Below are 22,797 nucleotides of genomic sequence, written 5' to 3' on the forward strand. Positions count from 1 at the left end.
TCCTCTCAGTATTTTAAATCTATATTTTTAGTATCAGTTATAAGCATATGCCCTGGAGAATGTGTAATAACAATTTTAGGCTTTACATTCATAACTACGGACTGTGGTGTTACACCACAAGGCCAAAATACTGGTACTTCCCCTTCTTTTATTTTAACACAATCGCCAAAATCAGGATTATTAATATTAGAAATTCCGATAACAGAAGGATCTCCAATATGAATTGGTGTTCCATGAACCTTTGGCATTGTTCCTGTTACCATTACTGATTTTATAATTTGCGCGTAAGGAATAGGTCTCATACTAACAACCATTTTCCCATTAAATATACCTGCAGGTTCACATTCTATATTAGTTATAAACATAGGTACATTACAATTTTCTTCAATATGCCTTATTGGTACACCAGCATCTATTAGCTCTGATTCAAAAGAAAAGCTACAACCTATTAAAAAGCTTACAAAATCATCTCTCCACAAATGCTCTACACTTGTATATTCCCCAGTTAGTATTCCATCTTCATAAACTCTATATTTAGGAATATCACAAGCTATATCTGCATTCTCTGCAATATATCTAAGGTTTCTACTACCAACATCACTAACTTCGAGTACTGGGCAAGACTTTGGATTCCTTTGAGTAAATAATAAAAAATCGTAAGCTAACTCTTTTGGCAGAATAACTAAATTAGCTTGTGCATATCCAGCACACATTCCAGAGGTTGTCCCTGTAATTTTCCCTTCACGTATTAAGCTACGAACCTCTTTAGGCTTCATTTTCGAATAATTCACCCTCTATTACTCCTTTCATTTAGCCTTATCAAATTTTCATTAGCCTCTTGTTCTTGCATTATATTTTCATAAAAACCTAATTCAATAACCTCTTTAAACCACTTAGCAGTTGTTTTCTCTAATTTGATAGCAGAATCTACACATTCTCTCATTAGATTAACTATTGAACGATTCATAGACACGCCAAAACCATCTATAGCAGGAACTAACCAACCATACATATCTATCATTCCACTTCGAGACGCCACAACCATAACTTCTTCTTGCATTTCCTTTGTATGCAATATTTCTAAGTCTTTCTTTAAATAAGCAATTGCTGCAATTAATCCATAACATCCCCAGTCAGAAACAGTAGCAGTTATAATATTATCTGCCTTTGTAAATGCTGCAATTCCTCCATTGCATCCACAATTACATTTTCCTTTAGCTGCATATGGAATATATTCTTCTAACTGCTTTTTAATAGTTCCCATACCCATTTCATTTCCAAGGTCACCTATTGCTATATTAAGAACTCCTTTATCCTGTAATTTAGTAAATAAGATATCTTGTTTTGCTTCTAAGTCTGTCACATCTAAACCTACTGCATTATGATAAGTCCCAACTGAATTCGCTCCAGGACACTCTATGCTAATAACCGCACTAGGTAATCCCTTAGCTATAATTTCATCTGCCTGCTTAGCACACTTTTTTACGTCCTTTGTAAATGCTATAGCCGCCATTGATATAGGATATTCGTTTAATTCTTCTATATTGTCATACAAATGTAATCCAATTACATAAGCTAAATTTTTTACAGCTTCCATATTATCATCAGGGCATATGATTACAGGTTTTACATTAAAGGCCTTAACTAGTGATCTTGCCAAGAGGAGCGAACTTACTATCCCATCCATTTCTGCTTTTTTAAATGGAAGTAGCACAAATCCAGTCATTATATAAACCAAATCTCCCTCTTTTAATGTATCTACCAATTTTTTAGCTGCATTTGTAGTTAAAGGTTCCTCTGTATATTCTCTTGCAGCAGAATATAAAATACGACATACACCATATCCTCTAGGATCTAAATTCATTAAATTATCTAAATTCTCTCCCATATTAAATATTGTTAACTGTTCTTGTTTCATATTCTTTCCTCCTAGTCTACTTTTGTTTCTTCTAAAAACTCATTTAACAAAACATCCTGCAATTTCTTTACAAGTTCTGGAGCTTTTCCACCTACAGGTTGCCCATCTATTTCACAAGCAGTCATACAAAATTGACCTGAGCTAGTTACAATAACCTCATCTGCATCTACTAATTCCTTTAATGTAAATGCTGTTTCAGATACAGGAATATCAAATAACTTACACTTTGTAATAAGATGAGCTCTTGCAATACCAGGTAGAATTAAATTATCTGTTGGTGCAGTTTTTAAAATACCATCTTTTATAATAGATACATTGCTATGTGCACATTCTGTTACTCTATCCCCTCTATGAAATACTGCTTCTTGACATCCTGCCTCTTCAGTTTTTTGTGCAGCCATTACGCTAGGTAATAGATTTAATGTTTTAATATTACAGTGTAAAAAACGAGTATCCTCTAAAGTAATTAACTTCAGTTTTTTTGACATATCTTTAATGTTTAAAGGCTTTAGTATAATCCAGATATTTGCTGGAACATCATCACTTGGAAAAGCATGATTACGCATTCCAGTTCCTCTTGTAACTTGCCAATATACAAATTGCTCCCCGCTATCAACCTTATTAACCATTTCCTTAAGAATTTCCTTAAGCTCATCCTTTGTGTAAGGAATCTTAATCTTTAATAAACCAGCACTATTAAAAAATCGATCAATATGCTCATCCAGTGCAAAAATCACATGATTCCTGCTATAAGTAGCATCATAAACTCCATCACCAAAATAACACACACGATCATTCATGGGTACTTTCATCTTATCAATTAAATCATACTCTCCATTATAATATCCTAAATTTTCCATTGTTAATCCTCCTATAAATAATAAAAAACCACATATAATTAGACATATTAACTTTGACTTCTTTGTCTAAATATATATGGTTTTTAATAAATTTTTTAAATATGAGTATATAGTACATCTCATATTAATTTTTTTCAATATTTTTTCAAATTTACGTATAATTTATTTTAATTATACTATAAAGCCAAAATATTTAATGTCTTTTACTATATATTACGTAAAATTTGCAGTCTTATAAATAAACTAATTTTTATAGCTACAGTAGAAATTTTCATAACATATTAAGATTAGGCACAATCAAAAAAATAACAAGTCCATTTGCCAGACTATTTTCCATCATGCTACGTCGGCAAATTGACCTAATAGGCCCGCTATGAGGGCGATTCGTCTCCTTGCCTGATGAAAAATATTCATGGCAACTTTGGACTTGTTATTTATTTTCATGTGCCTTACTTTTCAATAAGACAATTTAAAATCATTCCACTAACCACTAGTATTACTCCTATTAAACCAATCATTGTTGGCGCTTTATCATGAAATATAGTTATTCCCCCTAAAAGTGTAAATATTACTTCACCAGACTGTGTCGATTCTACTATTGATAATTTGTATGTATCATAACTTACTATATCAGTTGCTTTAAAAAATAATATTGTAGCAATAATTCCAGAAAAAATAGCAACTATAAATGATTGTACTACTTGTCCTTTACTTGGTAATCCAAAAGAAACACAACCATATATTGATATGATTATCCAAAAAGGCATACTACATAGTGTCATGCCAAATACCCTTTGAAATGTGTTAAATCTATTATCACAAACTTCTATCATTTTACGATTACCAAGGGGATAAGAGAATGCTGCTAAAATAACAGATATAATTCCTAATAATATTTTTAAATCAAAGATATCGCTTGCTTCCTCAGACTGCATTAAATATATGCCTAACAAAATTATTGAAGAAATTACTAGAAATTTTTTAGGTATTTTATTTCTTATTTTATAGATTCTATTTTTAATTTCTATAGTTTTAAAAAATAATGGCGACATAAATGCACCAGCAACTATAGTTATTTGCCAAGTTCCAGCAACTAACCATGAGGTCCCATATTCTGAAGCAAAACATAAAGGCGCATAAAATAATCCAAACCCTATTGTACTCCAAGTAATCCATTGAATAGGGTTTTTTATTATATCATTTAATACATCAAATAATTCATTTCTTATAATCATAATAATAAATAAAATGGGTAACATAAAAATGTATCTTAAAGATGAACTCCATAGCCAACTACCACCTGATATATTCATTTGTTGATTAAGTACAAAAGTAAAAGCAAAAAAGAAAGAAGCTAATATTCCCAGTATAAGTGATTTTATCATTTTTAAACTCCTCATATTTATAAAGTATATATAATTAAGAGTAACCATATCTACACGACAAAATTATGGTATTAACGAATATATTATAATAAATCTTTACATATTTCTAAAAATTTTATGTTGAAATTTCCTTCTCTAAAAGTTTCATTCTAAGTACTTTAATTATCTGTCTCCGGTATTACACAAAATATGTTTTTAATATTTTTCAAAATAAAATGAGTTTTTGTTGCTGATACTCCTTCTAGGCTTTTTATCTGTCGATGAATTTTTTCAAGATGATCCGAGGATTGGCAAATAATTTTAAGCATAAAGTCATAATCTCCAGTCAAATAATAAGATGAAACAATATTAGCATTTAATTCAATTGCCTCAGTAAAAGAATCGTAGTATTTGGGATGCTCAAGACTAATCTCCATCAAAGCACTCACATCATTGTCTAATTTTTTTTGATCTACTATTATTGTATAATTTGTAATCACATTATTTTTTTCCATTTTGTGTATACGTTCAATAACTGCGGAAATTGATAAATGAATTTCCTTACTTATGTCAGATGCTTTATATCTTGCATTTGATTTTAGACATTTTAATATTTTATAATCCATGTTATCCATAACTACCCCCTCAAACTATTAAAAATAAACCTGTAAACCCTTTATTTTATAGAATTTACAGGTATATTAATGTAACGAACTTTTTATTATTTATAGTCAAAAATAATTTTTTTACAAGTGTATTAATTCATATCATAAGTCCATTCTTAATTTAATATATTCTGTAATATATTTAACACTTTTTTCAAATCCTAATTTACTGGTATCAATACACAAATCATAGTTTTTTACATTTTCCCACTTCTTGCCTGTATGATAATAATAATATTCTTTTCTATACTTATCTAATTTCTTAACTTGCTTAATTGCCTCTTTTTCTGTAATACAAAGGCTTTCCATCTCATGCTTAATACAATCATTATAAGATGAATGAATAAAAATCTTAAATACATTTGGTTTATCCTTTAAAATATAATCTGCACAACGTCCTATTACAACATAAGATTCTTTTTCTGCAAGTTCTCTAAGTATCTTAGCTTGATAGTTAAATAAATTATCATTTGAAGTAAAATCATTGCTTTCTGGCGGAATTAGCTCTCCATTGTATACATTTTTTGACACCCTATATAAGAGACTATTTTTCATATTTTCATCTGCATTACTAAATAGTGATTCATTAATACCACTATCATCTGATGCTAAACGTAATAATTCTTTGTCATACATATTGATTTTGAAATCATTTGAAAGCATTTTCCCAATGGTTGTTCCACCACTTCCACACGTTCTAGTGATTGCAATCACAAAATTATCCATGTTATTTCCCACCCTTCTCTTTGAAAAAATTTATATCACTATTTTTTTACTTTATTCTCCTAAGTATGCGCGTCTAACAGAATCATCATTTAATAAGTTCTTTGCTAATCCTTCTATGACAACGCTACCTGTTTCTAATACATATCCACGATCTGCTATTTGAAGTGCAGCATTGGCATTTTGCTCTACTAAAAGAATAGTTGTTCCCGAGTTACGAATTTTTTTTATAATTTCAAATATTTCTTCAACTATAATGGGTGCAAGTCCCATAGATGGCTCATCAAGTAATAATAATTTAGGCTTTGCCATTAATGCTCTACCAATTGCAAGCATTTGTTGCTCACCACCTGACAAAGTTCCTGCAAGCTGTTTTCTTCTTTCCATTATTCTTGGAAACGAATTAAATACCTCTTCCATTGATTCTTTGATTTCGGATTTGTTTTTTCTAAGATATGCTCCAAGTAAAAGATTTTCTTCTACTGTTTGATCACCAAATATTCTTCTTCCTTCTGGTACTTGGCTTAGTCCATGAGCTACGATTTTGTGTGCTCCAAGAGTACTTATTACTTTATCATTATATATAATTTCACCTGATTTAATTGGGGTTAAACCACTAATAGCTCTAAGCGTACTTGTTTTTCCAGCACCATTTGCACCAATTAAAGTTACAATTTCTCCATCATTCACTTCTAAGCTTAGATCGTGAATTGCGTGAATTGCACCATAAGATACATTTATATTATTTACCTTTAACATATTATTTCGCAGCCCCCTTTCCTAAATAAGCTTCTATTACTTGAGGATTTTTCTGAATTTCTTTTGGAATACCCTTTGCTATAATTTGACCAAAAGAAAGTACATAAATGTATTCACATACATTCATTACAAGTTTCATATCATGTTCAATAAGCAAAATAGAAATTTTAAACTCATCTTTTATCCAACGAATAAGTTCGGTAAGTTCTATGGTCTCTTGTGGATTCATACCTGCTGCAGGTTCATCAAGAAGTAAAAGTTTTGGCTTTGCAGCCAATGCCCTAGCTATTTCTAATCTTCTTTGCTTACCATAAGGAAGGTTTTTTGCAAGATCATCTGCCTTATCATCCAAGCTGAAAATCTTAAGTATATCTAAGGCCTCTTTTTTCATTTTTTCTTCTTCTAAAATTTGAGCTGGTGTATGAATTACAGAACTAAATAAATTAGCTTTTGCTTGAAAATCAAAACTAATCATAACATTTTCTAACACTGTTAATTCTTGAAAAAGTCTAATGTTTTGAAAAGTTCTAGAAATACGTTTTGATGTAATATCATAAGGTTTAGTTCCATCAATACGTTCCCCATTTACTTCTATTTTCCCACGTGTTGGTTTATAAACACCAGTAAGCATATTAAAAAGTGTTGTCTTACCTGCACCATTGGGTCCAATTAAACCTATTAACTGATGATCTCCTATCTCCATATTCACGTCAGAAACAGCAACAAGACCACCAAAAATTATTGTTAAATTCTCTACTGAAAGTAAAGACATACTACTCACCTGCCTTTTTTCTTTTTAAGATATCTTTAAATGACATATTTTTAATTCCTTTAATAAACTTTATAATATTTGCAACTGAAATCTCTCTTGTTCCAAGAATACCTTGTGGACGAAAAATCATCATTAGTACAAGTAAAAATGCATATATAAGCATTCTATAATCCTTAAATACACTACTAAGTCCTCTTAATCCTTCAGGTAAATATATAAGAATTGTGGTCCCAAGTACAGTCCCAGATAAACTTCCCATACCACCGAGTACAACATAAGTAATTAACTCAATAGATTTAGCAAAGTTAAAACTCGCTGGATCAATAAAAGTATTAAAGTGAGCATATAATCCTCCTGCAAGACCTGCCATACTACTACCTATAATAAAAGCAATCATTTTATATTTTGTAGAGTTAATGCCCATTGCTTCTGCTGCTATTTCATCTTCTCTAACAGACATTATTGCTCTACCTTTTGAGGAATGAATCAAATTCTTAAGTATTGCATAACAAAGTGCTACTCCAAAAAATACTATTAGAAATGAAGTTTTTGTTGGTATTGCTGAAATTCCTCTAGCACCTCCAACATAATCGACATTTTGAATTATTACCTTTACTATTTCGCCAAATCCCAAGGTGCAAATAGCTAAATAATCACCCTTAAGTCTGAGTATTGGATATCCAATTAATGCTGCTAAAATTGCTGATAAAATAACGCCTACAATCAAAGCAATTGGAAATGGGATATCGAAATTTTTTGTCATTATTGCTGAAGCATATGCTCCAATTGACATAAATGCCGCATGGCCCATAGTGAACTGTCCTGTAAAACCCAATATAAGATTAAGTCCAAGTGCTGCAATTACAAAAATTCCAACTTGCTTCATAATTCTAAGTATGTAGTTATCAATTATACCTTGATTTACAAGAAACATTAAAAGTCCATAGGTTAAAGCAAGAACTACCAATGTAAGTGCATATCTGATATATGTGGTTTTAACTAAATTTATATTCACATTTTTTTCATTACCTTTTATCTTTGTTTGCATAATTATCACCTACACCTTCACATTATCAGATTTACCAAAGATACCAGTTGGTTTTACAAGAAGAATTATAATTAAAATAGAAAATGCAATTGCATCGGATAAACCCGAACTAATATATACCTTTGATAGTGTTTCAATAAGTCCCATTACAACTCCACCAAACATTGCTCCAGGTATAATACCAATTCCTCCAAGAACAGCTGCTACAAAAGATTTAAGTCCTGGCATAACACCCATAGCAGGTTCAAGTCTAGGATAAAGCATACCAACTAATACACCAGCTGTTGCTGCTAATGCTGAACCTAAAGCAAATGTTAAAGAAATAACTTTATTAATATTTATTCCCATTAAAGCTGCTGCATCTCTATCATAAGATGTTGCCCTCATAGCTCTGCCTGTTTGCGTTTTAGTAACTATATATTGCAATATAAGACATAATATTATTGTGACAGCAAATGAAATTAACTGTAAGTTACTAATTGTAATTGGTCCAATATTATAAGATACTAAAGGAAGTACCTCTGGAAAGGTTCTTGTATTTGGACCTGCCATAAAATCAGCCTTCATAAGATTTTGTAATAAAAGCTCCATACCCACAGTAGTGATTAACAATGTTACCTTTGGTGAATTTCTAAGGGGCTTGTATGCAATTCTTTCAATTGCCATACCTAATAATGCACATAAAATCATGGAAAAAAGTAAACATCCAATAAATCCAAATCCCAGTACCGTTGCTGCATAATATCCTGCAAAAGCACCAACCATATAAATATCACAATGAGCAAAATTAATTAATTTAATAATACCGTATACCATGGTATAGCCGATAGCTATTAATGCATATACGCTACCAAGGCTTACACCATTTACAAGTTGTTGTAATAAAGTATTCATATTGATCCTCTCCTTTACTTTTTTTGATAATAAAAACGACTATATCATAAGCGTACACTAACTATTATGCATCGCCTTTGATACAGTCGTTTAATATTAAATTTATTAAAATTTCTTTTTTTCTATTATTCTTTTTAGTTCAAGTAATATTTAAATTTCAATAAAACCTCACTTAAATTAATAAGTATCACTTTATACCCTCAAGGGGTACCTTGTTATTTAGCTGCAATTTCAGTTTCGAAGTTAAACTCTCCATTTACAACCTTATTAATAACTATGCTCTTAATTGGGTTACGTTTTTCATCAAATTTATAATGAGTTGTTCCACAATCTACATCTAATTTTGTCATTGCATCCTTGATTGCAACTTCATCTGTACTACCTGCTGCTTTAATTGCTTCTGCTACAATGTATACTGAATCATAGCTAAGTACTGAGAATGCACTTGGATCAGCATTATACTCTGCCTTGTAACTTGAAACAAATTTTTTGATTTTTTCATTATCTGACTTTAGTGATACGTGATCTGTAAAGTAAGCTCCTTCAACTGCAGCTCCACCAACTTGTACAAGTCCTGGATCACTCCATGAATCACTACCGAGTAATTTTGCTGTAATACCAACTTCCTTTGCTTGCTTTGCAATTAATCCTACAGTTGAGTAATTGTCTGGAAGATACAATACATCTACATTTAATTCTTTAATTTCAGTTAAAAATGCCTTAAAATCACTTTCTCCTGTATTATAAGTTTTTTCATAAGCTATAGTACCACCAGAAGATTCAAAATTTGCTTTGAACTCTTTTGAAATACCTACACAATAATCATTTCCTACATCATAAAGCATAGCTACTTTTTTAGCTTTAAGATTTTCTGCTGCAAATTTTGCACCAATCTTCCCTTGTAATGGATCAATAAAACATGCTCTAAATACATATTCTCCACCCTCAGTAGTTACCTTCTCATTTGTTGATCCTGGAGTAATCATAACTACCTTTGATGCTTTTGCAACTGCTGCCATTGGAATTGAGCATTTACTTGCATAAGTTCCAATTACTGCACTTACCTTATCTTGTTCTATTAATTTTGTAATTGCATTTGGTGCTGTTGATGCTTGATTTTGATCATCTTCTACAATAAAATCCAATTGTTTACCAAGAACTCCACCAGATGCATTAATTTCTTTGATTGCTAATTTCGCTCCATTGTCCATTGCTGCTCCTAACGCTGGGACATCACCAGTTATTGGGAAAACTCCACCAAGTTTTATTGTTTTTCCGCTAGCTGAATCTCCCTTTGACGTTTCACTACAACCTACAACCATTGACATTGTAAGTACCATTGCTATTATTACCCCTAATGATTTTTTGAATAATGTCTTTCTTATCATAATAATTTCCCCCATATCTTTTATTTTTTTAATTAATTTTAGTTATTATTTCTCCTTTTTTTTATACAAAAAAAGATGCCTATAAAATCTCAATTGAAATTACAGACACCTTTGTCTTATATTTAAACATTTAAATATTTTTCTTTATTCTATTTTATAGGTTGTACCATTTTTGCATAATAACATTTATTGTTATAGTTTGAATGATTTTCGTATAATTATTATATAATAAATTTTTAACGTTAAAATTATTATAAAAAAATATGGCTGGTGAATTAACACCAGCCATTGTGTATAAGTTTATTATACTGTATACTACATGTTTGTCAATAAAAATTATTATTTTAATTGTAAATACAGAAAATTTACGGTTATTTATCCAAAATAACGAATTATTCTGTTTTCATAATTTAACTTGTATATTTATTTGAAACTGTGAATTAACAAAAAAGATAGAATCTCGTCCTAATTTTAAAGGATAAAATTCTATCTTTTTTACTTTTAAAAGAAAAATACTTATAGCCTTACTTTATTTTAAAGTTTAAGATCTATTCCACTTTTCTTTTCCTTCATTAATATTTCAATTAATTGGACGATTTGTGCTCCTGCTTCTACTGGAGGCATTCCATTTTTGTGTATATTTGATATTACAGTTCTTTGTGATTCTGGCTTTTTACTACTTGCTTGGTATGCTATATAACAGCTCATACTCTCTCCTGTTGCAAGTCCAGGTCTTTCACCTATCAATATTAGTGTAATTTTTGCGTTTATTGCTTCACTTATTTTATCCATAGTTGCAACTCTAGCATATTTGACAAAAATTGGTGTTCCTAAACTATAGCCTTTTCCTTTTACTCCATCAACTATCATAGGATATATATCTTTTAAATTTGAAGTTATGGCTGGTGAGCTTAATCCATCTCCAGCTATTATTTGTACGTCTATATTGTTTATACATTTATCTTTTATATGATCTATAACTTCATTTGAAAAACTTCTTCCTAAATCTGGTCTCGTTATATATTCTTCCTTATCCATTGCTAATGTTTGAAATTTTAAAAAACCCAACTCATCAACTACGCTTTCATCTACATTGGACCAAACTGCATCCATTGCAATTGCATGATCTGCCATTAGCCTCAAGTAATCACTTGTTTTATATCTTGACCCTGCTCTTCCAGTACAAATTCTTGCTGGTGTTGATTTTCTTAAAATCATACAACCTTTATAATCTATCGGATCATCTACTGAAACTCTATTACTTAAATCAATGGTGGATATATCTTCTAAAATATCATGATCCATAAATTATACCCCCATCTTCAAAAATATTGACGGATCTCCTGCCCTATTTGTCAATATTCCATTTTTCATTATACCAATTTCCTCTAGTCTCATTTCAAATTCTTTAATTGGTCTTTTATTTGTTACTTCCCTCAAAGTTGCAATATCATGATAGCTTGTAGATTGATACATTAACATTACATCATCGCCACCAGGAACACCCATAAAATAATTACAGTTAGCTTGTGCAAGTAAAACTGCTAAGTTTTCTAAATCATTTTGATCTGCCTTCATATGATTTGTATAACAAACATCTACCCCCATAGAAAGACCTGTTAGCTTGCCCATAAAATGATCCTCAAGTCCTGCCCTTATAACTTGTGCTCCATCATAAAGGTATTCTGGTCCTATAAATCCTACAACTGTATTAACTAAAAAAGGATTATATTTTTTTGCAAGCCCATAACATCTAGCCTCCATAGTAAGTTGATCTGCTCCATTATGCCCTTCTGAAGATAATTCAGAACCTTGTCCAGTTTCAAAATACATAAAATTATCTCCCTTAGAAGATTTCAATTCCTTCATAAGTGAATAAGCTTCATCTAACAATTTTACATCTATTCCAAAGGCTCTATTTGAAATTTCAGAACCTGCTATACTTTGAAACATCAAATCCATAGGTGCGCCTTTTTTAATAGCTTCCATTTGAGTAGTTACATGTGCTAAAACACAATTTTGAGTTGGTATTTTAAACTTGTTCATAAAGTCTTTAAATACCTTGAGTATATTGGAAACACTATCAATTGTATCTACTGCCGGATTAAGTCCAATTAATGCATCTCCAACACCATAACTTATACCTTCCATAACAGATGCCATTATTCCATCTATATTATCTGTTGGATGATTAGGTTGAAGTCTTGCAGAAAGAGTTCCAATGTTTCCAATAGTTGTATTACAAGTTGCTATATTAACTATTTTTCTTGAAGCACATATAAGATCCATATTACTCATAAGCTTAGTTACACCTGCTACAACTTCTGAAGTTAATCCATCTCTTATCTCTTTTATTTCTTCTCCACTTGATGATAAAAGAAATTCTCTAAATTCTCCAATTGTCATAGACTTTATTTTATTATAAACTTCCTCATTTACTCCATCTTGAATTACTCTAGTCACTTCATCTGTGTCATAATCTACCACTGGATTATTTCTTAAATCACCTACAGTTAACTCTGAAAGCACAACCTTTGCAGCTACTCTTTCTTCAGTTGAACTAGCTATAATTCCTGCAAGTCTATCTCCAGACTTTTCTTCATTTGCTTTTGCAAGAACTTCCTTCACATCTGAAAAATTATACACATTTCCAAAAAGGGTTGTTCTTAAAATCATATATGTCACTCCTTATAGATATTTTCACCATTAATTTTTTCTAGATAGTTTCAACGTCAATTTCTTCATTGAAGTCTTCTTTTAATTCTTCTGTATTTGCACCTTGCATTTTAGAATATACAAAATAATAAATTATTGCAAGTGCGTAAGCTCCTACTACCCAAGATACAGTTGAAATATTTGAAATTGTAAGTGCTACTAAAAATACTAGAGCTATTACAAGTGCTATTGATGGAACTATTGGATATGATACTTTAAATGGTCTATTAAGGTTTGGTTCTTTATTTCTTAAAATGAATAAAGAAATCATACTTATTATATATAAAGCTACAGCCCCAAAACATGATATAACAATAATTACAGCTGTTTGTCCTGTTAAAACAAAAATCATCCCAATTAAGCTCATTATTACTATTGAATATACTGGTGCTCCTTTAGAATTTACCTTTGATAAAAACTTAGGTAAATACCCTGCTCTAGACATTGCAAATCCTTGTCTTGAATATCCAATTATTATTCCATGTAAACTTGCTACAAGTCCAAATAATCCAATAAAACTCATTGCATTAGATAATAAACCTGCTCCATATATTCCTTCTAATGCTGTAGGTAATGGTGAAGCCATTGCACTTAAATCACTTGCGTTTGAAATTCCAGCTGTTACAAAGAATGTTCCAAGAGCCAATATAACAAGAGTAACTATTCCTAATATAAAACCTTTTGGTATATCTTTCTTTGGATTTTCACATTCCTCAGCTGACATTGCTCCACCTTCTACAGCTAAATAAAACCAAATAGCAAAAGGTATTGCACTAAATATTCCACCAAGTCCACCTTTAAAAACTTCTCCACCAAGAATATTATTCATTTCAATATGTGGAGCTCCTGCCCCTATAAATAAAAGTAATCCTCCTATCGCTACAATAGTAACAATAAGTTCAACCTTAGCTGCTGTCTCTATTCCTAAACAATTTATAAGAACAAATACTCCATATGCAATTAATGCTGCGAGTACTATAGGTACTGATGGTATTAAAAAATTAATATATGCACCTATTGACAATGCTATTGCTGGCGTTGCAAATAAAAATTCCACTAAACATGAAAATCCTGCAACAAAACCTCCAAATTTTCCAAGTGCTTTTGAAGCATATGCAGAAGGTCCTCCAGCATGCGGAATTGCAGTTGAAAGTTCTGCATAACTAAACATAAATGTAGTATAAAAAACTGTAACTATTAATATTGCTATAATAAACCCAACTGGGCTAGTAAATTCTAAAGCATAATTCCATCCACAATACATTCCTGATATAACCATCCCAACGATTATTCCCCAAAGTTGTATTGGTTTTAATGTCTTTTTTAATTCATTTTTCATTTTTACCACTCCTTATTATTAATTTTATTGTTTTATTTCTTAACAATTATATATCAAAGTTTTTATAACTACTGGTATTGAATTACCCATTGGCAATCCTATATCAATATAATCTCCATTTCTTGTAGATATTTTATCTATGCATATAACTTCTCTTTTCTTATTTAAACTTAAAGAAATTACTTGTCCGAGTGCTTTTGCAAAATCATTTTCTAAAACAACAATTATTGGTCCATTAGTTTCTTCAAAAAGCTTTATTATTTCATTTGCAATTACCTTTGTTTCTTCATAGCTTGGACTCTTAGGTCCTATAAGTGAAATTGCAACTGTAGTATCCTCATACATACCAAGCTTTTTCTTTCCTAGTAAATATATCTCATTTAACTTTTCTTCTTTGTCAAACAATTTAATTATAGGTATATTTTTAAGTGGTAATATGCATTTATCAAAAGCTATTGTGCTACCACTTATTGTTAGAGAATGATTTCCTGCACCAATTACTGTTGCTCTTATTTTTTCCTTAGGTGATACTAACATTTCTTTATAATTTTCAAATTCCTTACTTATACATGCTCCGAGTAGATGTCCAATATCATCATGTTTTAATATGTCTTTAGCTTGAATATTTTCATAAGTTTCACCTATATATTCTCCTACTCCACCTGAGAAACTTATATAATCAACTTTGAATGGCTCGAATTCTTCGCTTATAAATAATCTTCTTGTATCTTCACACAATTGTTTTAAGCAACAAACTTCTAATAAGCTCTTTGCTAATTTCTTGCATATAATCTCTAGCTCTTTTAATTCAACCTTTTTTCCACTTTTAATATTAATGTTCATATCCTCTATGAGAAATTCAATTCTTTTTGAAATATAACTGACTTTTCCTTCATAATCAAACTTTATAAGCCTTCCACCAATATCTAATGCAAAAGTTTGCTCACATTCACCACAGTTGAATATAGATACATTAGTTGTTCCTCCTCCAATATCAAGATTTATTATTCTCCTATTAAGTTTTTTTGAAATATCACAGGCACCAGAACCATATCCAGCAAGTAATGATTCAAGCTTAGGTCCAGCTGTTGCTACAATAAAATCTCCTAAGTACTCTGAAAGATTTTTTGATACTTCACTGGCATTTTCTTTTCTTGCGGTTTCTCCGGTTATAATCACTGCTCCTGTAGATATATTACTTTTTTCTACTTTACTTAGTTTAATAGCTTCTGAAACAATATCCTTAATCTTTATAAAATCTATAGTGACTTCATCTAAAAGAGGAGTAAATACAATAGGACTTTTATATATTATTTCTTTGTCTTCAATTACTGTTTCCTCAATTAATGAAGAACTCAAAATATTTTTAATCTTTAATTTACTGACTATAACTTCAGTTGTTGATGTCCCAATATCAACGCCTATACTATATATTTCATTTTTTAAAATATACTCTCACCTCTTTTCTTATGAACATATAATTTCAATGTAATTGTTATTTCTGAAATATTATTTTACTTATGTACATTACTAAAAAACTTTTTATTTATATAGAGGCAAAAAAAGAACAATGGCGCAAATTACTTTTTGACACCATTGTCCTTTATTGTTTATTAATTTGTAAAATATAAAAGTAATAATATTTCATAATAAATACTTACATAATAAATGTATATTATCGCCTAACCTCATCTTAAACTCATTTACATATTTTTTTAATATTATCATTTCTACTAAAAAAATAAAATAAGGGCACTTAAAGAATTAACTTCTTTAAACGCCCTTGTTTAAACCAATGAGATAATTATAATGCTTTCCATATTTTTTGTCAATAATGGAAATTTAAATTGTGAATAAATCAGGAATTATAAAAACTCTTAAACATCCATCTTTTTAAGGTTTTCTATTTCGTAATAAAAGAAATCTGTATCGTGAAAATCTATTCCAAAGACTTGAGCTTTATTATATCTTTGCACGCTTTATAATTTAATACATTAAATAATATATACTTTATTTTGAATTTTCAAAGTCAATCAAACGTATCATTTTAAAAATTATATTAGAATCATATTTTTCTAATATCTTTTATCTTATCTTCTATCTATGAATTTATTTCAAAGTTAGCCCTTACACCCAAAGTATTTGTTTCACTAGATTTCCTTTGTCCAAAGTACGCCCAAACTGTGCCCTATTGTATCCAACTTAGCCCTTAGAAAGAAAAACTCCAACAGATACTTCATTAGCCATCTATTAGAGTTTACTATTAGCTTAGCTAGTCATCAAAAGAAGTTTTTGCTGAATATGCTATGTTTTCCTATAGTAACTAGCATTAGAACCCTCTTTTGATAGATATTTGCAGTTTTTAGAGTATGTTTTTCCTATGGTAGTCTCCAAACTTACTACAGAATTATTATTATGCAATAAGTTCTTTTCCAAACTTAATTGAATTTACTATATTACTCTGTATCTATATTTTTATTCAGTCAATATCATATTAATTAAGCAGTCAATTATTCAAATTTTATTATTAAATGAGAATTTTTTGTTTTATTGTTATTAACTTTGTTCTCAATCTGTATGATGTCATCTGTCTTATCTATTGGTAAAGCACTAACTTCTATTTATCCCTCAATAACCTCTGAAGTTATAATTTAACTGTTTATATTTGCTATTTGCACAATATTTGTGATATCACATTATATGGCTTGCTGGATGTTTTCATCAATTAGTAATTTCTATTTTTCTTCTTCGAACTTCTTCAAGAAAATGTTCACATGCCTCACTTTCATTAATTGTTTCAAATTTTATAACTTCTCCTCTTCGTTCAATATTTTCTATTACATACCATTTGTTTTTCTTATGTTCTAAGTCAAACGGTCCCATCATTAAAACATTTAATTCTTTTTTATAAACACATCTTCCTATCTTTTCATCACTAATAATTTTCATTACCTCTTGAATATTCATATTTCACACTCCTTAACGTATTTTTCTAAGCGTACCTATTTCAATTAACTCTTTTACAATTAATGGTGTCTGTGTTTGAATTCCTCCACCTATTTGATTATATCCTGGAGCTATTTTGCCCTCATATGTTATACCTCCATTATCATGTAATTTTGTTAATAATTCAGCCTTTCTTGTTGCAGTTAATGATGCTTTATTAATGTCTCCTTCAATATCAGCTAAATTTCCTATCTCCTCATAATAGTGATGTGTTGTCTCATCTTGTACTGTTGCTAATGCTCTTTGTTCAAAAGTTGTAGGTGTTCCACCTACTGGTGACATATAGCTTCCAAATTCAGAACCATATCTATCATAAACTCGATTAACGCCAGTCAAATTTTCCTTAATTTCATCCTTTAACAATTTTCCTGTTGTTGCATCTATAGCATATCCATCTGGAGGAACAACAGAATAATCAATTCTTCCTTTACTATTCAAATAATCTTTGGAACGAGGTATTGTTATATCTTTATTAGCTTCAATAATTCCTTCTGAGCGAAATGTATCGCCTACATTAGTATCAAATGCGTAGTTAATATCTAAATATTCTTGTACTTCACCAATAGATAAATCTGAATTATTTAATATATATTGTGTACGTTCCATATCTGTCATTTTTAATATATCATAAGCAGGATTACTTACCCCCTAGTATAATAAGCTTGTAAAGATTAATACATAGTTCCCACCCTAAAACTTTAATCTATATCTCATTTCCATAGGCTTAAAGTTACTATAATAACTATTGTTTAATCACTCATCTTTTGAGACAATATTCTCGTACTAGATAGAGGTTTACGTCTGCCCCCTTGAGACATCTTTTGATCTCGTTGCTAAGACTGTTACCTCATCTTTGCGAGATGTTGCGTATAAGCTGGATGTTAATTGTATTTTTACAAGTTTTCGTATATCAAACTAGGATGTAACTTGCATAGATAAGAGGATTCTATCTAAACAATTATTTTAAATGAGGTGGTTTTTGTGTACATAGTTGGAATTGATATTGGTAAAAATAATCATGAAGCTACTATTATTGATGATAAAGGCTCTATAATTGGTAAATCAGTAAAATTTACTAATTCTCATAGTGGTGGAAACAAACTAATCGAACATATTCATAAGCATATTTATGATTCTGAAGTTATCTTTGGGCTTGAAGCTACAGGTCATTATTGGCTTTCTTTGTACTCATTTTTATTAGAAAAAGGCTACACCATAAATGTTATTAATCCTATTCAGTCCGATAGTTTTAGAAATCTATACATTCGTCAAACTAAAAATGACACTAAGGATTCTTTTATAATTGCTGAAGTTATTAGATTCGGTAAATTTACTAATACCAAGCTTTGCGAGGACAAGCTCCTTGCTTTAAGACAACTTTGTAGATATAGGCTTTCTTTAACTACTGAAGTTTCTGAACTTAAATGCAGAATAATTACAGTGCTTGACCAAGTTTTCCCTGAATATGAAAAACTATTTTCTGATACTTGGGGTTCTAGCTCTAAAGCTCTTCTTGAAAAATATCAAACTCCAGAAGAAATATTAGCACTTGATATAAATGAATTAGCTAAATTATTAAAAACAAACAGCCGTGGACAACTTGGGCTTAATAAGGCTGGACAAATTCAAGATGCAGCTAAAAAATACCTTTGGAATTAAAATAGCTCAAGATGCCTTTAAATTTCAATTAAAGCAACTTATTGATCAAGTACTTTTTCTTGAAAAACAAATCAAATCTTTGGATATAGAAATTGAATTTTACTATAGTCAATTTGATTCACATTTAACTTCCATTCCTGGAATTGGCCATGTAACTAGCGCTATTATCCTTAGTGAAATTGGTGATATTAAGCGTTTTAAGAATTCTTCTAGCCTAGTGGCTTATGCCGGAATAGATCCTACGGTTAAACAATCTGGTCAATTTTTATCAAATAATAACAAAATGTCTAAAAGAGGCTCACCATACCTTAGACGTGCTTTATTTTTAGCTGCTTCAACATGCACTTTGCATGATAGCCCTCTTAATGAATATTATAACAAAAAAAGAAGTGAAGGTAAGCATCATTTAACTGCCGTTGGCGCGGTAGCCAATAAATTGACACATATTGTTTTTGCTATTATGAGAGACAATAAGGACTATGTCCCTATGGCATAATCCTTACTTAAATATTTCTTTATGGAGCTATTAAAAATTTTATATCTTTGATAGCTATATTTCTTATTGTCTTTTTTAATATTATATCAATTTTAAAATGGCTTTCTGAATCTCTAAATATAATTCTGATTTACATTTTTAGTTAGAGTATATTTTTCATTTTTATATAGCTATTCATAGTACTCTATTAGTAATAATTACAGTTGATCTATATTAATTGGTTCCTTTGCAACAAATCTTTCATACCATTGTCTTAATGGATATCGTGCAACATTCACTATATCCAACTCATTTATGCTAAGAACATACTTTCCTCCTCTTTCAAGAAGTTTAATTAATGGATCATATATACTTAAATATTTATCCACATTCGGATTTTTATCAGCATATCTAGCTAATTGAATATAATACTTTAATATATTTTTAGACATACCTTCCCCTGCAAATTCTACAGCCTCAGGGCTAAGATAGTCAGAAATAACTATCTCTTCCTCTACATCTCCCAGTAGCTTTGCTATATTTGCCATTACAGGTTTTATTGGCATAATTGATTCCTCTTTAAAAAATTTAGCCAATCTTCTTAAATATTCATAACCAAAATCAGCTTCAACTTCTGAATTATTTTTTCCAACTACATCCCATTTTATGTTGTTTATTCTCTCTATCAATTCATTCATATACATTTTTCTCACCTCAATATTAATAATCATTGCTCTTGTTCATATAATTTTTATTCCATTCCTTATTAGCAATGTCAGCATAACCTGGAAAGTCACTAGGCGCTTCAGCTGTTAAATTTGCTTTATCATGTGCGTTTTTAAAAGGATCAGTCCCTTGTCTTTCTTTTACTGGATCCCAAGTAGACGGATCAGTTAATGGCATTCCATCATCCATATATTTTTTTTCTGTCAATTCATGATTCCTAAGAGCCTCAAACCAGTCCTTTTCGGTCTTTGTAATTTCTCCACTTCTTGCCTTTTCCCAACCATAAGCAATATTAGCATTCCCTTGAAAATATAGTTTTTCAGGAGGTTTACCTTGTACTGATAAATCATGGGTATTAAAAAACAAGTGATTTTTCATGTCTATAATGTCTTGCTCTGGTAGACCTGTATTTTTTGCAATATCTGAAACATCACTAAAACCTGCTTTTCTAATGTCGATATATCTTCGCTCAATTAATGCATCAAATCCATCCTCTGGAGGAATAATATATTTTCTCATATCATCAGTATATTTTTCTATTGACTTCACATAGCTGGTCTTAGTATCCTTAAAAAGATTTTTAAAAAATTCAGCCAAATCATCAGTAGCCTTAGGTATTTTACTAGCTAATTTTTTACTTGCATTCATTCCTAATTCAGCCAACTTAGGAATATTTTTAAGTTGACCTGCTATTGGAACTGCTATCAGTGCTACATTAAATGTAAAATTAGCAAGATTAAATTCGTCCTTATATGGTGCCATATCATATAAATAATCATGGATATCTGAAGATATACTACTGCACTTCTCTCTTGCCTTCTTCATAACATCAAAATCTTCTAGTGCTCCACCAAATGGTGCTTCACCTGTTACTTTCTTATAACCATCATACAAATGACGTGCAGGACCTATTATCGTACTATTTTCCAGTTCATAACTAGCCATTTCTCCTGTTGAAATTATAGTCTCTTGAGCAACATTTCCCAAAGCTAACAAATCACTTTTTAAATATTTTCCAGGTGAATTATGTTCCAAATAACTATCCATATCAACAGGCACAAAAGAACTTTTTTCTCCTGATGCTGTTTGTATAGTATTAGTTTTTCCTAAGACATATACACCATCTCCGGATTTTTCTTTTACTAAAGTTTCACTTCCGTAACCACGATTAGAGTTAAACTCTTTTATATCTTCATTATTTTTTAATTCTTCTCCTACAACCGGAACTGAATTTCCATTATCTGATGATGAAGTTTCTCCTGGTATACTTCCTAGAACTGCTACCATTCCAGCAATAGCAGATACTAAAGCTCCTACAGCAAATTCTATACTCTCTGCCACCTTTTTAGCAATTGCCGCAGCAACTCCAGCAGTAGGCTCATCATCTGTAAATGCTCCATAACTATCCCTAGCACTTCCACTTTCGTAAACCACACTTGATTCAGCATAAAATTCATTTTCAAGAGAAATGTAGCTACTCTTGTTCTTTTGTACTAACAATTTACTTGTAGCACTTATTGCTACACTTCCAGCACTTAGACTTACACTTCCTGATGCTCCTATACTTAAATTTCCCGAGCTATTAAATGTAATTCCACTTTGATCATTTAAGTTTACATTAAATCCACTTCTATGAAAATTAATTGCTCCTGGCAACATATCTAAGTAGTTTCCACTTTCTGTTGCAAAATATCTGTTAGCTGTATCTGATAATTCAGCACAAGTGTCTCCATTTTTACGAACACAATTTGTAGCAATAGGTGCTGCCTCTATTATATCTTGGAAATATAACATTGCGCTTTCGTTAACTAACGGCATTGAGTACAATATATTTCCTGTTGGTGGTGCATAATAAAACCAAGCTGCCTTTGAAGGATCTTGACTTTCATCTATATTTAAATGTATTTTCAGCTTTTCACCAGCTGTCTCTAAAACTTTTCCTTCAATGGAAACTCCCTTTATCTTTTGGTTATAGATTTTATCTTGCCAAATTCCTCGTTCCCTGCAAAATCTATATTTATATATTAACTCTCCTTGATGAAGTTTTGCTTCGTATTGATTAACATATAAATCTTTTTGCTTAAAATAAATTTTATCTCCTATATCCATCTTTTTAAGGTTTTCTACTTCATAATAAAAGAAATCTGTATCGTGAAAATCTATTCCAAAGACTTGAGCTTTATTATATCTTTCTAAATCTTTGCATGCTTTATAATTTACTTCATCTTCTAATGTATATTTTTTACCATCTGGTCTTCCATAATAAAACAAATTATTTAGATTTATTATATCACAAATCACTTCTAATCGAAGTAGACTTGCTACTCTTTTTAAAAATTCATAATCGGTTTCTTTATATTGAAATAAAGGTACCCCTATTTTCATTGGCTCGTCCATGCATTGTGTATAACCTAAACTTTTATAAATATCATAAAGAAGCTCTGAATCCTTTCCTTAAAAGAACAAAATACTGTAATGCTTACTTT

General features: G+C 30.4%; 19 protein-coding genes and 1 pseudogene. 1 reads left to right on the forward strand and 19 read right to left on the reverse strand.

The genetic code is table 11. The features are described from left to right. Window positions 1-5 precede the first annotated feature (5 nt). The 17 genes from psyc5s11_RS17530 to psyc5s11_RS17610 form a co-directional block, all read right to left on the reverse strand. Entirely contained in the window at window positions 6-791 is a 786-nt protein-coding gene (locus tag psyc5s11_RS17530; protein ID WP_224033773.1) for a putative hydro-lyase, read from the reverse strand. Next, on the reverse strand, window positions 788-1,918 hold the full coding sequence (locus tag psyc5s11_RS17535) for a DUF4392 domain-containing protein (RefSeq protein ID WP_224033774.1): 1,131 nt from the start codon (window positions 1,916-1,918) through the stop codon (window positions 788-790). The genes psyc5s11_RS17530 and psyc5s11_RS17535 overlap by 4 nt, the downstream gene beginning before the upstream one ends. A gap of 11 nt (window positions 1,919-1,929) precedes the next feature. Next, on the reverse strand, window positions 1,930-2,778 hold the full coding sequence (locus psyc5s11_RS17540) for a D-amino acid aminotransferase (protein WP_224033775.1): 849 nt from the start codon (window positions 2,776-2,778) through the stop codon (window positions 1,930-1,932). Window positions 2,779-3,227: 449 nt separating this feature from the next. Then, window positions 3,228-4,163 (reverse strand): DMT family transporter, encoded by a 936-nt coding sequence (locus tag psyc5s11_RS17545; protein WP_224033776.1) that lies wholly within the window; start codon window positions 4,161-4,163, stop codon window positions 3,228-3,230. Window positions 4,164-4,321: 158 nt separating this feature from the next. After that, complete coding sequence (locus psyc5s11_RS17550; RefSeq protein ID WP_224033777.1) at window positions 4,322-4,777, reverse strand: Lrp/AsnC family transcriptional regulator; 456 nt, start codon at window positions 4,775-4,777, stop codon at window positions 4,322-4,324. A gap of 132 nt (window positions 4,778-4,909) precedes the next feature. Then, window positions 4,910-5,533 carry a cytidylate kinase-like family protein gene (locus psyc5s11_RS17555; RefSeq protein ID WP_224033778.1) on the reverse strand — a complete coding sequence of 208 codons (624 nt, stop codon included), beginning with the start codon at window positions 5,531-5,533 and terminating at the stop codon, window positions 4,910-4,912. Between the two features lie 51 nt (window positions 5,534-5,584). Continuing rightward, window positions 5,585-6,289, reverse strand: a complete 705-nt coding sequence (locus tag psyc5s11_RS17560; protein ID WP_224033779.1) for an ABC transporter ATP-binding protein — start codon at window positions 6,287-6,289, stop codon at window positions 5,585-5,587. A gap of 1 nt (window position 6,290) precedes the next feature. Further along, on the reverse strand, window positions 6,291-7,061 hold the full coding sequence (locus psyc5s11_RS17565; RefSeq protein WP_224033780.1) for an ABC transporter ATP-binding protein: 771 nt from the start codon (window positions 7,059-7,061) through the stop codon (window positions 6,291-6,293). Between the two features lies 1 nt (window position 7,062). Then, window positions 7,063-8,109 carry a branched-chain amino acid ABC transporter permease gene (locus psyc5s11_RS17570; RefSeq protein WP_224033781.1) on the reverse strand — a complete coding sequence of 349 codons (1,047 nt, stop codon included), beginning with the start codon at window positions 8,107-8,109 and terminating at the stop codon, window positions 7,063-7,065. 9 nt (window positions 8,110-8,118) lie between these two features. Beyond that, window positions 8,119-9,003, reverse strand: coding sequence for a branched-chain amino acid ABC transporter permease (locus tag psyc5s11_RS17575; protein ID WP_224033782.1), 885 nt, complete (start codon window positions 9,001-9,003; stop codon window positions 8,119-8,121). Window positions 9,004-9,218: 215 nt separating this feature from the next. Further along, complete coding sequence (locus psyc5s11_RS17580) at window positions 9,219-10,391, reverse strand: ABC transporter substrate-binding protein (RefSeq protein ID WP_224033783.1); 1,173 nt, start codon at window positions 10,389-10,391, stop codon at window positions 9,219-9,221. A gap of 534 nt (window positions 10,392-10,925) precedes the next feature. Beyond that, a complete protein-coding gene (gene eutC / locus psyc5s11_RS17585; RefSeq protein ID WP_224033784.1) occupies window positions 10,926-11,696 on the reverse strand; it encodes an ethanolamine ammonia-lyase subunit EutC in 771 nt (256 codons plus the stop codon). Between the two features lie 3 nt (window positions 11,697-11,699). Next, window positions 11,700-13,067, reverse strand: a complete 1,368-nt coding sequence (locus tag psyc5s11_RS17590) for an ethanolamine ammonia-lyase subunit EutB (RefSeq protein ID WP_224033785.1) — start codon at window positions 13,065-13,067, stop codon at window positions 11,700-11,702. Between the two features lie 40 nt (window positions 13,068-13,107). Then, window positions 13,108-14,445 (reverse strand): ethanolamine permease, encoded by a 1,338-nt coding sequence (gene eat / locus psyc5s11_RS17595; RefSeq protein ID WP_224033786.1) that lies wholly within the window; start codon window positions 14,443-14,445, stop codon window positions 13,108-13,110. Between the two features lie 39 nt (window positions 14,446-14,484). Further along, the gene (locus psyc5s11_RS17600) at window positions 14,485-15,894 is read right to left on the reverse strand and encodes an ethanolamine ammonia-lyase reactivating factor EutA (RefSeq protein ID WP_224038218.1); all 1,410 of its coding nucleotides are present in this window, start codon (window positions 15,892-15,894) and stop codon (window positions 14,485-14,487) included. Between the two features lie 1,272 nt (window positions 15,895-17,166). Further along, a complete protein-coding gene (locus psyc5s11_RS17605) occupies window positions 17,167-17,412 on the reverse strand; it encodes a hypothetical protein (protein WP_224033787.1) in 246 nt (81 codons plus the stop codon). Between the two features lie 12 nt (window positions 17,413-17,424). Continuing rightward, on the reverse strand, window positions 17,425-18,066 hold the full coding sequence (locus psyc5s11_RS17610) for a TNT domain-containing protein (protein WP_224033788.1): 642 nt from the start codon (window positions 18,064-18,066) through the stop codon (window positions 17,425-17,427). A gap of 366 nt (window positions 18,067-18,432) precedes the next feature. Between psyc5s11_RS17610 and psyc5s11_RS28315 the strand changes: the two are divergent. Then, window positions 18,433-19,606: pseudogene (locus psyc5s11_RS28315) on the forward strand (IS110 family transposase). 197 nt (window positions 19,607-19,803) lie between these two features. Here psyc5s11_RS28315 and psyc5s11_RS17625 read toward each other — a convergent pair. Next, window positions 19,804-20,283 (reverse strand): hypothetical protein, encoded by a 480-nt coding sequence (locus psyc5s11_RS17625; RefSeq protein ID WP_224033791.1) that lies wholly within the window; start codon window positions 20,281-20,283, stop codon window positions 19,804-19,806. Window positions 20,284-20,305: 22 nt separating this feature from the next. Beyond that, window positions 20,306-22,696, reverse strand: a complete 2,391-nt coding sequence (locus psyc5s11_RS17630; protein WP_224033792.1) for a hypothetical protein — start codon at window positions 22,694-22,696, stop codon at window positions 20,306-20,308. Window positions 22,697-22,797: the final 101 nt, after the last annotated feature.

The organism is Clostridium gelidum, from assembly GCF_019977655.1.
Classification (GTDB): domain Bacteria; phylum Bacillota; class Clostridia; order Clostridiales; family Clostridiaceae; genus Clostridium; species Clostridium gelidum.